Origin of the sequence: Sphingomonas kyeonggiensis, from assembly GCF_014196745.1 — a bacterium.
In the GTDB taxonomy this organism is placed as follows: domain Bacteria; phylum Pseudomonadota; class Alphaproteobacteria; order Sphingomonadales; family Sphingomonadaceae; genus Sphingomonas; species Sphingomonas kyeonggiensis.
In genome coordinates this window covers 68,017-80,810 of the sequence record NZ_JACIEH010000002.1, presented here as the reverse complement: position 1 = coordinate 80,810, position 12,794 = coordinate 68,017, and the positions used below count along the sequence as shown (strand labels likewise).

Genomic DNA, 12,794 nt, shown 5'->3' with positions numbered 1-12,794 from the left:
AAGGGTCTCCTCATAGGCCCGAGAAGGTCACCCCCATTGAAATGCGATCGTCCGAGAATTTGCGTCCCGCGGTTGCCCCCGCGCTCGACTGGGACCGCCGTTGCAGATCGAGCCGCAGCGTCATGCGCTTGTTCACCAGGTAGGAACCGCCGGCGCGCCAGGTCCAGCGATCGTCGCGCCGGTCGATATCGTTGAAGTCGCGCTTCTCCAGCTCGCCGCCCACGCCCAGGATCAGGTTGCGCAGCAGCTCGTAATCGGCGCGCAGCGTGAAGTTGGTGGCGAGATAGCCGGTCGCGCCATTCACCCCGGTCTCGCGGATGCCGCGATCGACCGTGCCGGTGATCGTCACCAGCGGCGTCAGGAAATAGGCGAGCTCGCCGCGCACCAGGAAGCCGGAGATGTCCTTGAACTGCGCCGGCTTGTAGTCCTGCTGGAGATAGCCGAGCCGCAGCGATCCGCGCGCCTTGCGCCCCAGCTCGAAGCTCGCCCCGCCGGCCAGCTCGAACCCACTGGAATCGCGCGCCGGCACGGGCCCGGTCCGCTCGCGATAGTCCCGCTTGTTGAGCGTGCCCGCTACGAAGAATGCGATGCTCGGGCTCAGCGCATATTCGCCGATCGCGGTGCCCGTGTACGCGGTGTGGTCGCGGAAATCCTGGTCGATCGGCGCGCCGCCGGGCGTCACGCTGTCGGCATAGTTGCGGTTCTCGACGTCGAACACGCCGCGCACCCGCAGCCGGTTGAAGACATGGGTGTACGCCAGGTTCGCCCCGCTCAGGGTGAAGCGGATCGGGCGCGAGGCCTGGCTGGGCGAATCGGGCGAGACGCGTTCCTGGCTGTAGCGCCCGTTGCGCAGCGAGACGTTCAGCGTGTCCGACTTGCTGATCGTGTAGAGCGCACCGGCGTTCACCGCATATTGGGTGGCGTTCTCGCTCGCGCGATCGGCATAGCGCAGCAGGTCGAGCTCGGCGTCGAAGTTGAGCTTCAGGGTCGGCGAGGGCCGGACCAGCGAGACCTTGGGGCGGATGCGGACATAGGCATCGCCGATCCGGTCGCTCGGCTGGGCATAGAGATTGTCGTCATAGCCCGCGCCGATCGCGACGCGCGGCAGCAGTTCGAAGCTGCCGACATGGATCGGCTCGGGCGTATAGTCGGGCCGTCGCCGCTCGAGCACGCCGATATTGCGGTCGCGCCCGAAGCTGTTCGCGCTCGATACCGAGCCGAGCCCGTCGGTCGCGTCCGATTGCTGGGCGAGCGCCGGCGCCGCGAAGCCGCCGGAGGCCAGCAGCGCGAGGAAGGCGGCGCGCTTCACCGGCGGCCCAGCGTCACGAGGACCGGGCGATGGTCCGAGCCGGTGGGCGGCAGCTGCCGCGCCGACACCAGTCCCCAGTCCGGCCCAGCATAGAGCTGGTCGATCGGCAGGACGGGAACGGTGCGCGGCCAGCTCAGCACGGCGCGGGTCATGCGGGTGAGCGGCGCGAAGGATCGGTCCTGTTCGCGCATCGCCGCGGCCCATGGGGTGAGGTTCATGTCGCCTGCAACGATGAGGGGGTCGCGATTGATCCGTATCAAGGCCTGCGCCACGGCGCGCCTGCGCAACGCCTGATCGCGCGACGTCGGCCGCGGATAGTGGAGCGTCACCACGGTGAACGGCCGGCCATCGGGTCCGGCGATCCGTGCCCAGAGCAAGGGCGGGCCGAATTTGCGGCCCTGCGGGTCCTTCAGGAAATAGTCGCTGTCCTCGATCGGCCAGCGCGAGAAGATGACGAGCCCGCAGCCCGGCGGGCATTTGGTGGAATGATGCAGCTGCTGGCCGAGCGCCGCGAGCATCGGGCGGAAGCTGCCATCGACTTCCTGGAGCATCACCACGTCGGGCTTCGCGTCGAGGATCGCCTGGGCAGTCTCGGCCGGGTCGTCGTTGCGCACCCAGACATTGTGGCTGAGCACGCGGACCTGCGGCATGCCGGCACGCGCGACCGGGATCGCGCGCATCAGCTCGGGCACCACGCCGATCGCCACCGGCACCAGGCCGAGCAGCGCGGCCGCGATCGTCCAGCCCAGCCACCGCCAGGCGAGCAGCAGCCCGAACAGGGTCACCAGCCCGAAGATCGGCAGGAACGACGCCAGCGCGTCGAGCGCCGGCACGGCCATGCCCGCCAGCGCCGCCCACGCAGCGACGATCCCCCCGCCGAGCAGCAGGGTGCCAAGGGCCCGGACCAGCCTCACGCGCGGGCGAGCAACCGATTGCGCAGGGCATGGCCGGATTGCCGGATCGAGGCAGGGATCAGCTTGGCCGCGAGCAGCAGCGCCGCGGTGCCGGTCCCTTCGGGCAGGTAGATGTCGCCCAGCCGGATCGCGGTGCGGCCCGGATATTTCATCGCGTAGCGGGCGTAGTGCGCGATCTCCTGGTTCACCAGCCGCCGCAACAGGCTGGCCTCGCGCCCGGTCGCCCCGGCCAGGATCGTCCGCGCGGTATCGACCAGGCAGGGCAGGTCGAGCGTGGTGGTCGACTTGCTGACCTTGTTGTCGCTGTCGCGGTGGAAGATCGCGGTGACGCGCGGGTCGTAGCGCAGCGTGCCCTGCGCGAGCACCCGCAGCCACAGGTCCTTGTCGCCGCCGCGCACCGCCCGCCCCTCGGGGAACAGCCCGGCCTCGAACAGCGCGTCGCGGCGGATCGCGATCGCCCCGGTCCACATCGGGCATTCGCGCACCGCCAGCCACGCGGAGAGAAAATCGGCAAGGTCGAGCGTGCGCGCATGCTCCAGCTTGGGCGCGATCCGCTGCGGCTGGGAACGGCTCTCGAACACATGATCGAACCGGGTAGCCGCCGCGTGTACTTCGGGATCGGCCGCGATCCCTTCCGCCAGCACGGCCAGGTGATCGGGCTGCCACAGATCATCGGCATCGAGGAACGCGATCCAGTCGCCGCTGGCGGCGTGGATACCCAGGTTCCGCCCGGCATAGCCGCCCGGCCCCGGCGTCGGCAGGTCGAGCAGCTTGATCCGCTCGTGCCCGATCGCGGCGACCAGCTCCCGACCGCCATCGGTCGAGCAATTGTCGATCACCAATATCTCGTGCGGCGCGAAACTCTGGTCGAGCGCGCTCTCGATCGCGGCGCGGACATGCGCGGCCTTGTTGTAGAGCGGCATGACCACGGAGAAATGTGGGACGGTCATCAGTCTCTTGCTGCCTTTCTGCCCCCCGCGAGTTGCAGGAACTCGCCCACCGCCACCCCGGCGAGTTCCAGCGTCAGAAGCATCACCGCCAGCCGGCGGCGCATCGTCAGTTCGCGCGAGACCGCCGCGCGGCGCAGCCGCCGCACGGTGTCTACCGCAGTGATTCCCAGCACATGGACGAGGCGTGGGCGCCTGGCGGTGCGGTCCCAGCGCCCGCCGCTCAGCCGCCGGCGCTTGTGGACCAGCTCGGCCCGGCTCGCGCGCACCGGATGGCGCACGACCATCCCGGGCACATAGACGAGCGGGTAGCCGGCATCCTTGATCCGCAGCGCCATCTGCCGGTCGCCGCCGGACTTGAGCCCGGCGTCGAACCCGCCCAGTTCCCGTAGCAGCGCGGTCTCGCTCGCCCAGTTCGCCGTCGCGCAATTGCCGCGCGCGGCATGCGCCTGGGGAAAGGAGAAGAGCCGCTCGTAATCGCCGAACACCTCGCGCTCCTGGACGATCTCGTCGAACAGCTCGATCTTGCCGGCCAGCACGCCGAACCCCGGATTCGCCGCTGCGGCACGCAGCACCTGCTCCAGCCAGTCGGGCGCCGGCTCGCAATCGACATCGGTGAAGGCGATGATCGGCGCCCGCACCTGGCCGATCGCCAGGTTGCGCGCGGCATAGGAGCCGGGCCGCTTCTCCTCGAGCAGCTCGACGCCCGGATAGCGCCGCGCGATATCGGCAGTGGCGTCGCTCGACCCATTGTCGACGACGATGATCTGAAATGCGTCACGCGGGACCGTCTGGCGCGCGAGCGCATCCAGGCAACGGCCAAGCACCGCTTCTCCGTTCCACACGGGTATGACGACTGCGACTTGAAACATAGATACGCCTGTCCAGTGCTAGTCGCGGCCCAGTCAGCCCGCCGCGCTGTCCGGGTCAACCGCATGCCGCGCCTGCGAAAGACGAGCTGCCCCTTTGGCCGGGTGACCGGAGCCCTGGGCGCCTTCGCTCTCGAATAATTGCCCGCTACCAAGGATCACGCCGGACCAATCGTTGTTGCTGCACCGCACAAGCGTTGCCGCGACCGTGAGCAGGAGGCGTGTAACCGTGCGTGAATTCCAGCCCGAATCGGGCTCCCGATCGAGCATTGCCACCGACATCACGGTGGTCTCGCTCGAAACCGCAACCGCCCGCCGGGCGGCATTTGCTGCGCGTGCGGCGGGCACTTCGCTCGCCTGGCGCTTCTTCGACGCGTGCACCGGCCCGGCCCAGGGCATGACGATCGACGAGCCCGCGATCCGCCGCAACAAGGGGCGGGCGATGAGCAAGGGCGAGATCGGCTGCTATGCCAGCCATTTCTCGATCTGGCGCGACATGATCGCATTGGGCGTGCCCCAGGCGATCGTGCTCGAGGACGATACGGTGGTCGACTGGGCCTATCTGGAGCCGCTCGCGGCCACCGATCTCCACGCCCAGGGCATCGACTATCTGCGCCTCTACGCCAAGCGGCCGACCTGGCAGCGCGTGGTGAAGCGCGACTTCCTCCAGCATTCGCGCACGATCGTCGAGCTGGTCGGCCCCGCTTATGGCACCCAGGGCTATGCGATCACGCTGGAAGGCGCGCGCAAGCTGCTCGCGCATTGCCGCATCGTCCGCCGCCCGATCGACGACGAGATGGACCGCAGCTGGGCGCACGGCCTGCCCAATCTCGCTTTGTATCCCGCGCCGATCCTCGAGGCGGCGATCGTCTCCGACATCGGCCCCGCGCGCTTCGGCCCGAAGAACGACCCGCTCTATCATTCGGTCAGGCAGAAGGCCTGGCGCCATATCGAGCGCACCCGAATGCGCATGCTGAAAGCGAGGCGCCTGCTTGAACGCTGAGACGCCCGCACGCTTCGACGACGGCCTGCGCGCGCGCAGCCGCAGCTCGATCGGCTGGACGATCACGCGCTTCCTGTCGGACCAGCTCTTCTCCTTCATCGTCTTCGTCATCCTCGCCCGCCTGCTCACGCGCGCGGACATCGGCGCATTCGCGGTGATGGCGGTAACCGCGGAGGCGTTCCGAATCATCGCCACAGCCGGCCTCGTCCAGACGATCGCCCGCAGGCGCGAGCTGACGCCCGCCTTCCTCGACACCATCTATCGCTCGCAGCAGGGCTTCTCGTTCCTCTCCGCCGCGCTGATCGTCGCGCTTGCCCAGCCGATCGCCGATCTGATGGGCGCGCCGACCATCGCCCTGCCGCTGGCGGTGATGAGCCTGGTGCTGCCGATCTCCTCGTTCGGCGGCACGCATCTCGCCCTCAGGCTGCGCGAGTTCGGCCACCGCACGACTGCGTTGCGCTCGGTGGTCGGCGGGCTGATCGGCGGTACCTGCGCGGTGGTCGCCGCCTTTGCCGGGCTCGGCCTGTGGAGCCTGGTCATCCAGCGCCTCGTCACCGAGATCGCCGGCGTATTCCTCTCGCGCGCCTCCTATGACTGGAAGCCCGGCTGGAAGTTCGAGATCCCGATCCTGCGCAGCAACCTGATGCTCAACGCCAGCCTGATCTATGTCCAGCTGATCTTCCTGGCGACGGTGCGCGTGCAGGAGATGGCGATCGGCGCGGGCATCGGTCTCGCCGCGGTCGGCGTCTATCGCACCGCCTGGCGCACCGTCGAGCTGATCGGCCGCGGCGCGATCCAGCCCTTCACCCAGGTCGCGGTGCAGACCCTCGCCCGGGTGAAGGACGAGCCCGCCGAGCTGCGCCAGGCCTATCGCTGGATGATCGCCCAGGCCTCCGCCATCTCCTTCCCGGCGCTCGTCGGCTTCGGCGCGCTGGCGCCCGTCGCAATCCCCACCGTGTTCGGCGCGAAATGGGACGAGGCCGGGCAACTTGCCCAGATCTTCGCGTTCATGGCCGTGCCCTTCACGCTCAACTTCTTCGCCTCGCCCTCGCTGAGCGTGCTCGGCGCCTCGCGCAGCCTGATGTCGCTGTCGACGACGCAGCTGATCCTCGGCGTGATCCTGACGCTGGCGGCCTTGCCCTATGGCCTGCTCGCCGTCGCCATCTCCTATGTCGGACGCGCCTATCTGACGCTGCCGATGCAGATCCTCCTGCTCCGCCGCGCCTCGGGCATCCGTCCGGTCGATACCTGGCGCGCAGTCGGCGCGCCGCTCATCGCCTCCACGCTGATGGGCGTGGCGCTCGCGGTCGCGATGCGGCTGCTCGACACGCATCTTTCGGGCTGGAGCGTGCTGCTGCTCCTCAGCGCATCGGGCGCGCTGTTCTACGGCCTAGTGCTGCTCGCAATCTCGCGGCCGTGGCGCGGCCGCCTCCTGACCTTGTCCAGACGCCTCAGAAAGGGCCGGATATGACCATCAAGACCGCCGATCAGCTCGTCGGCGAACTCGCCCAGCGTTTCGCCCAGACCCTCGACATCGTGCTGCCCCCCGGCAAGCTCGCGCTCGTCGACTTCCCCGATCACTCCAATGTCGGCGATTCCGCCATCTGGCTCGGCGAGATGGCCTATCTCCGCCAGCGCGGCCGCCTGCCGGCCTATTACTCCGCGATCGCCGATTTCGACGATACGGCCTGCCGCGCCGCGATCGGCAATGACGGCACGATCCTGATCCATGGCGGCGGCAACATGGGCACGCTCTGGCCCAAGCACGAAGCCCTCCGCCTGCACCTGCTGCGCAACCATCGCGGCCGGCCGATCGTCCAGATGCCGGAGTCGATCCACTATGCCGACCCGGCCGCCGCAAAGGAGATGGCCGAGGCGATCCGCGATCACGGCGCCTTCACGCTGCTGGTCCGCGACGCCCGCTCGCTCGCCTTCGCGCAGGAACATTTCGACTGCGAGATCCATCTCTGCCCGGACGCCGCGCTGATGCTCGGCCGCCAGCAGCGCGCGCCTGCCACCGTGCCGGTCTTCGCCCTGCTGCGCACCGATCACGAACGCTCCGCCGACGATGCCGCGGTGCCGGCCGGCGTGGCCGTCGATGACTGGCTCGCGGAGGATCCCGCCCAGAAGCGCAAGCTTCGCCTGTCGCTGAAGCTTGGGAAGCTGTTCATCCGCGATCCCATGGCCCAGCGTGCCGCCCGCCAGCGCCGCCTTGCCGAATGGCGCTTCCAGCGCGGCCTGGCGATGCTGTCCTCGGGCGAGCTGGTCGTTACCGACCGGCTGCACGCGCACATCCTCTCGCTGCTGCTCGATATCCCGCACGTGCTGCTCGACAACAGCTACGGCAAGGTCGCGGGCTTCGCCGACCAGTGGACCGGCGACTATGCCGGCCTGCTGCGTGCCACCAGCCGGGCCGAGGGCTTCGCCACCGCGCTGGCCTGTCGCACCCCGCAGATGGTCACCGGCTGAGGAGCCCGCACCCAGAGGAGGGATCCGTGAAGCAGGACCTGTCCTTCGACCCCGCCCCGGAGCCCGCCGACAACGGGCTCGCCGCCCTCGCCCTGATCCTCGCGATGCACCGTGTCGCAGCCGATCCGGCCGAGCTGCGCCACGATCTCGGCCATGCCGAACCGGCCGGCACCGATGACCTGCTTCGCCTGGCAAAGCGCATCCCCGGCGTCCGCGCCCGCGCCACCACCGGTGATTTCGATCGGCTGCGTCGCCTGCCCATGCCGGTGCTGGCCAGCGGCGCCGAGGGCTGGTTCGTCATCGGCCGGGTCGGCGAGGATGCCGTCGCCGTCCAGCGCCCCGGCGCCGAGATCGAGCGCTGGGACCGCGCAGCGCTCGAGGCGCGCTGGTCGGGCGGGCTCCTCCTCGTCACCACTCGCGATTCCGCCCAGGTCGCCGCCCAGCGCTTCGACTTCACCTGGTTCATCCCCCAGATCGTCAAGTATCGCCGGCTGATCGGCGAGGTGCTGCTGATCACCCTGGCGCTCAACCTGCTCGGCCTCGCCGCGCCGCTCTTCTTCCAGAACGTCGTCGACAAGGTCCTCGCCCACAACAGCCTCGCCACCCTCCAGGTGCTCGCGCTCGGACTGGTGCTGGTCTCGCTCTGGGAAGTCGCGTTCGGCTGGCTGCGCACGCGGCTTTATTCGGAGACCAGCCAGAAATTGGACGTCGAGCTGGGCAGCCGCCTCTTCCGTCACCTGCTCCGCCTGCCCATGGCCTATTTCGAGAGCCGCCGCGTCGGCGACACCGTGACTCGGGTACGCGAGCTGGAGACGGTGCGCGAGTTCATGACCAACGCCTCGCTGACGGTGCTGGTCGATCCGCTGTTCACGATCGTCTTCCTCGTCGCGATGTGGCTCTATTCGCCCGCGCTACTCCTGATCGTCGCGCTCACCCTGCCCGCCTATGTGATCGTCTCGCTCGCCGTCACCGGGCCGCTGCGCCGTCGTCTCGACGAGAAGTTCGCCCGCGGCGCCGCCAACAATGCGCTGCTGGTCGAGAGCGTCTCGGGCATGCAGACGCTCAAGGCCGCCGCGGTCGAGCCGCAATGGCAGGATCGCTGGGAGCGCCAGCTCGCCGCCTACAGCGCCGCGAACCAGCGGGTGATCAACCTCGGCAATTCGGGCAGCCAGGCGGTCCAGCTCATCTCCAAGCTCAGCCTCGCCGCAATCCTGTTCTTCGGCGCCCGGGAAGTGATCGCCGGCACGCTGACCGTCGGCGGGCTGGTCGCGTTCAACATGTTCGCCCAGCGCGTCTCCGGCCCCGTCATCCGCATGGCGCAGCTCTGGCAGGACTTCCAGCAGGTCCGCCTCTCGGTCCAGCGGATGGGCGACATCCTCAACACCGGTGCGGAGCCCGGCGCCGGATCGCGCACCACGCTCCCCGCGCTCGCCGGCCATGTCCGCTTCGAGAATGTCCGATTCCGCTATGCCGCGGACGGCCCCTGGACGCTCGAGGACATCAATATCGACCTGCCCGCCGGCACCACGCTCGGCATCGCCGGCGCCTCGGGATCGGGCAAGTCGACCCTCACCAAATTGCTCCAGCGGCTCTACCTCCCCGCCGCCGGCCGGGTGCTGGTCGACGGCGTCGACATCGCCCAGATCGACCCCGCCTGGCTGCGCCGCCAGATCGGCGTGGTGCTGCAGGAGAATATCCTGTTCAACCGCTCGATTCGCGAGAATATCGCGCTCGCCGATCCCGCCATGTCGATCGAGCGGGTGATGACCGCCGCGCGGCTAGCCGGCGCGCACGACTTCATCCTCGCGCTCCCCCAGGGATACGACACGATCGTCGAGGAGCGCGGGGTCAACTTCTCGGGCGGCCAGCGCCAGCGCCTCGCCATCGCCCGGGCGCTGATCACCAACCCGCGCATCCTGATCCTCGACGAGGCGACCAGCGCGCTCGATGCCGAGAGCGAGGAAATCGTCCAGCGCAACCTCAAGGCGATCGCCGCCGGCCGCACTGTGCTAATCATCGCCCATCGGCTCTCCGCGATCCGCCAGTGCGACCGCATCCTGACGATGGACAAGGGCCATATCGTCGAGAGCGGCACGCATGACGAGCTACTCCATCTCGGCGGCCGCTACGCCGCGCTCCATCATCGCCAGATCGGCGTGCAGGCGGGAGCGGCAGCATGAACGCAGTAACCCGGCACTGGAGCGCGGTGCGCGACGCGCTCGACAATGAGCGAGCGCGCTCGCGTTCGGTTTTGCGCACCGAGGAGACCGACTTCCTCCCCGCCGCGCTCGAAGTGGTCGAGCGCCCGGTCTCGCCCACTGCGCGGGTTACCGCCTGGGTGCTGCTCGGGCTGCTCGTCGTCGCCCTGCTCTGGCTGTTCCTCGGCCGGGTCGACGTCGTCGCCTCGGCGCCGGGCAAGCTGATCCCGGCCGACGACGTCAAGCTGATCCAGCCGGGCTCGGGCGGGATCGTCCGCGCAATCCTGGTCCGCGACGGCCAGAGCGTGCGCGCCGGCCAGGCGCTGGTCGAGCTCGATCCTACCGTCTCCGATGCCGATACGGCACAGGCAGGAAAGGCGCTGGAGACCGCCCAGCTCGACGCCGCCCGGCTGCGCGCGATCCTGTCCGCGCTCGACGGCCAGGGGCTGCGCTTCACGCCGCCCGCCGGCACTACGGCGGAAATCGCAGCAACTCAGGTCGCACTCGCCCGCGCCCAGCTCGCCGAGATCCAGGCGGGCAGCCAGACCCGCGCCGCCGACACCGAATCCGCTCGCGCGGCCCGTTCCGAAGCGCAGATCCAGGCGGCCAAGCTCAACGAGACGCTCCCGCTGCTCGACGAGCAGATCGCCGCGAACGAGACGCTGCTCGAAAAGGGCTATGTCTCGAAGCTCAAGGTGATCGAGATGCGCCGCCAGCGCCTCGCCGCCGCGCGCGACCGCGACGCCGCGCTCGCCACCGCGCGCAAGGCCGAGGCGCAGATCGCGGTGGCCGGCGGCAATTCCAGCCAGTCCATGGCCGAGGCCCGCGCCCGCATCCTCGCCGACCTCGCCAAGGCCGAGAGCGACGCAAGGCTGCGCCAGGAGGAGCTGACCAAGGCAACGAAGCGCTCCAGCCTGCAGCGGCTGGTCAGCCCGGTCGACGGCACCGTCACCCAGCTCGCGGTGCACACGGTCGGCGGCGTGGTCGAGGCGGCCAAGCCGATCATGGTGATCGTGCCGGCGCGCGGGAAGCTGATCGCCGAAGTGACCATCGCCAACAAGGATATCGGCTTCGTCACTCCCGGCCAGCCGGTGGCGCTCAAGGTCGAGGCCTTTTCCTTCACCCGCTACGGCGCGGTGCCGGGCAAGCTAGAGCAGATCAGCTCGGACGCGGTGCAGGACGAGAAGCGGGGCCTGATCTACACCGCCCGAGTGGCCCTCGATCGCGCCACGATCCGGCGCGACGGCGCGACCGTGCCGCTGACCCCCGGCATGGCGGTAACCGCCGACATCCGCACCGGCCGCCGCTCGCTGGCGTCCTACCTGCTGAGCCCGATCGACGAGATCCGAACGACGGCGGGACGGGAGCGGTAGCACCAATCGTCACCCCGGCCCCAATCGTCATCCCGAGCCCAGTCCGTCATCCCGGCGAAAGCCGGGATGACGGGGGAGTTGCAATGTAGGATTCTACCTGCTGCACTTCGCGCGCCGGGGCTTCCCCGGCCGCTCTTTGACCCGTAGGAAATATAGGACCACCCCCACGCAACGATCTTGCGAGGATGGAAGCCGCGCGCGTGCGCGACCTTCGCGATCTTTCGCTCAATACGCGTTGTGATGCATCAGCACCTGCGCGGTCCGCACCAGGATCGAGATGTCGCGGACCAGCGACCAGCCATGCTGATATTCCAGGTCCGCCTCGAGCCGGTCGATGATGTCGCGCCGGGTGTTGGTCGCCCCGCGGAAGCCGCGGATCTGCGCGAGGCCGGTGATGCCGGGCTTGAGCGCATGGCGGTGCCAATATTGCCGGTCGACCCGCCAGAACAGCTCGTCTCCCGCAGTCGAACCCAGCGCGTGCGGGCGCGGGCCGACCAGGCTCATCTCGCCGAACAGCACGTTGATCAGCTGGGGCAGCTCGTCGATGCTGGTCATCCGGATGAGGCGGCCGACCTTGGTGATCCGGTCGTCGTCGCGGCTCGCCGAGCGCGCGCCGGTCGCGTCGCTGCTCTCCACCCGCATGCTGCGGAACTTGAGGATCTGGAAGATCCGGTTGCCGCGCCCCATCCGCTCCTGGCGGAAGAAGATCGGCCCGGGCGAATCGAGCTTGATCGCGATCGCCACCATCACCAGCACCGGCAGCAGCATCAGCAGCGCAGGGATGGTCACGGCCAGGTCGAGCGCACGCTTCTTCACCCGGTTGGCGCGGTTGAGCGGGCCCCAGGAGACCACCACCGTGGTCACCCCGTCCCGCTGCCGCGTAGTGAGCGGGCCAAGCTCGGCGATCTCCGGCATCACGATCTCGCCGACGATGTTCACGCCCTTCAGCGCGCGCGCCCATTCGGCCTTGTGATCGGGCGTGCAGACGATGACGACCCGGTCGTAGTCCTGCAGCACCGTGCCCAGCCGGTCGAGCATGTATGGGTCGTCGAGATCGGTGCGCAGGCCCGATGCGCGCGCGTCGACGATCTCGCGGTTGAGATAGGCATTGGGCAGGTTGGCGCCATCGACGATCACCAGCTCGGCGGTCAGCTTGCCGAAGGTCTTGCTGACGACATGGCAGATCAGCAGCCGCTGCGAGATCAGCAACGTCAGCGCGGTGACCATGCCCATGCCCAGTGCGAACCGCGGCACCTTGCCGGTGACCTTGAGCGAGAAGGCGACGAGCAGGAAGACGAGCAGTGTCGTCGCGAACGAGAGCAGGGCCTGGCGGCAGCTCTTGCTCGGCTTGGTCAGGCAGCGCGGATTATAGGCCTGGTTCTGGAAGGCGATCGCGGCATGGACGAACAGCGCGCCGGCCATCGCCGTCCACAATCCGTCCGAGATGGTCCGCGGCTCCTCGACCACCAGCGCCACCGCGAAGCCGAACGCCAGCGCCACGGCATCGGCCGCCATCAGCCACAGGCAGAGCCATATCTTGGCGTTGCGCCGCGCCGCCTTGGCCAGCGGCGTGCGGACAGGTACCCCCTGGATCGCCAAGTCGATCTTGGTCATGGGATGCAACACTCCCTAAGCTCAGATACGCGAGCTTGCTGCGACGCAACATGACTTGGGGGTTAGGGAATACAAGCGGGCAGCGCGGGCACGTGCCG

At 68.9% G+C, this 12,794-nt stretch carries 10 protein-coding genes; 5 read left to right on the top strand and 5 right to left on the bottom strand.

Annotated features, from left to right (window positions below; all coding sequences use genetic code 11):
• Positions 1-10 precede the first annotated feature (10 nt).
• Genes GGR46_RS09420 through GGR46_RS09405 form a run of 4 tightly spaced genes read right to left on the bottom strand, consistent with a single transcriptional unit; the run spans position 11 to position 4,042 of the window.
• On the bottom strand, positions 11-1,309 hold the full coding sequence (locus GGR46_RS09420) for an outer membrane beta-barrel protein (RefSeq protein WP_183997059.1): 1,299 nt from the start codon (positions 1,307-1,309) through the stop codon (positions 11-13).
• Positions 1,306-2,223 (bottom strand): endonuclease/exonuclease/phosphatase family protein, encoded by a 918-nt coding sequence (locus GGR46_RS09415; protein ID WP_183997057.1) that lies wholly within the window; start codon positions 2,221-2,223, stop codon positions 1,306-1,308. Before GGR46_RS09415 ends, GGR46_RS09420 begins: the two co-directional genes overlap by 4 nt.
• Positions 2,220-3,173, bottom strand: a complete 954-nt coding sequence (locus GGR46_RS09410; RefSeq protein ID WP_183997055.1) for a glycosyltransferase family 2 protein — start codon at positions 3,171-3,173, stop codon at positions 2,220-2,222. The genes GGR46_RS09415 and GGR46_RS09410 overlap by 4 nt, the downstream gene beginning before the upstream one ends.
• Positions 3,173-4,042, bottom strand: coding sequence for a glycosyltransferase family 2 protein (locus GGR46_RS09405; protein ID WP_183997053.1), 870 nt, complete (start codon positions 4,040-4,042; stop codon positions 3,173-3,175). The genes GGR46_RS09410 and GGR46_RS09405 overlap by 1 nt, the downstream gene beginning before the upstream one ends.
• Positions 4,043-4,268: 226 nt before the next feature.
• Here GGR46_RS09405 and GGR46_RS09400 point away from each other — a divergent pair, with 226 nt between their 5' ends.
• From GGR46_RS09400 to GGR46_RS09385, 5 genes are read left to right on the top strand one after another with little or no spacing between them, the layout of a single operon-like run.
• Positions 4,269-5,042 (top strand): glycosyltransferase family 25 protein, encoded by a 774-nt coding sequence (locus GGR46_RS09400; protein WP_343058099.1) that lies wholly within the window; start codon positions 4,269-4,271, stop codon positions 5,040-5,042.
• A complete protein-coding gene (locus tag GGR46_RS09395; RefSeq protein WP_183997051.1) occupies positions 5,032-6,513 on the top strand; it encodes a lipopolysaccharide biosynthesis protein in 1,482 nt (493 codons plus the stop codon). Before GGR46_RS09400 ends, GGR46_RS09395 begins: the two co-directional genes overlap by 11 nt.
• Positions 6,510-7,511: a polysaccharide pyruvyl transferase family protein gene (locus tag GGR46_RS25390; RefSeq protein WP_246426024.1), complete on the top strand. Its 1,002-nt coding sequence runs from the start codon at positions 6,510-6,512 to the stop codon at positions 7,509-7,511. The genes GGR46_RS09395 and GGR46_RS25390 overlap by 4 nt, the downstream gene beginning before the upstream one ends.
• Before the next feature lie 26 nt (positions 7,512-7,537).
• Entirely contained in the window at positions 7,538-9,691 is a 2,154-nt protein-coding gene (locus tag GGR46_RS09390) for a type I secretion system permease/ATPase (RefSeq protein ID WP_343058098.1), read from the top strand.
• Positions 9,688-11,082 (top strand): HlyD family type I secretion periplasmic adaptor subunit, encoded by a 1,395-nt coding sequence (locus tag GGR46_RS09385; RefSeq protein ID WP_183997047.1) that lies wholly within the window; start codon positions 9,688-9,690, stop codon positions 11,080-11,082. Before GGR46_RS09390 ends, GGR46_RS09385 begins: the two co-directional genes overlap by 4 nt.
• 225 nt (positions 11,083-11,307) lie before the next feature.
• Here GGR46_RS09385 and GGR46_RS09380 read toward each other — a convergent pair whose 3' ends face one another.
• Positions 11,308-12,696 carry an exopolysaccharide biosynthesis polyprenyl glycosylphosphotransferase gene (locus GGR46_RS09380; protein ID WP_183997045.1) on the bottom strand — a complete coding sequence of 463 codons (1,389 nt, stop codon included), beginning with the start codon at positions 12,694-12,696 and terminating at the stop codon, positions 11,308-11,310.
• Positions 12,697-12,794: the final 98 nt, after the last annotated feature.

Excerpts from the sequence above, each read along its gene's own strand:
- GGR46_RS09405 (WP_183997053.1), bottom strand. The coding sequence starts at position 4,042 with ATGTTTCAAGTCGCAGTCGTCATACCCGTGTGGAACGGAGAAGCGGTG.
- GGR46_RS25390 (WP_246426024.1), top strand. The coding sequence starts at position 6,510 with ATGACCATCAAGACCGCCGATCAGCTCGTCGGCGAACTCGCCCAGCGT.
- GGR46_RS09380 (WP_183997045.1), bottom strand. The coding sequence starts at position 12,696 with ATGACCAAGATCGACTTGGCGATCCAGGGGGTACCTGTCCGCACGCCG.
- GGR46_RS09385 (WP_183997047.1), top strand. The coding sequence starts at position 9,688 with ATGAACGCAGTAACCCGGCACTGGAGCGCGGTGCGCGACGCGCTCGAC.
- GGR46_RS09410 (WP_183997055.1), bottom strand. The coding sequence starts at position 3,173 with ATGACCGTCCCACATTTCTCCGTGGTCATGCCGCTCTACAACAAGGCC.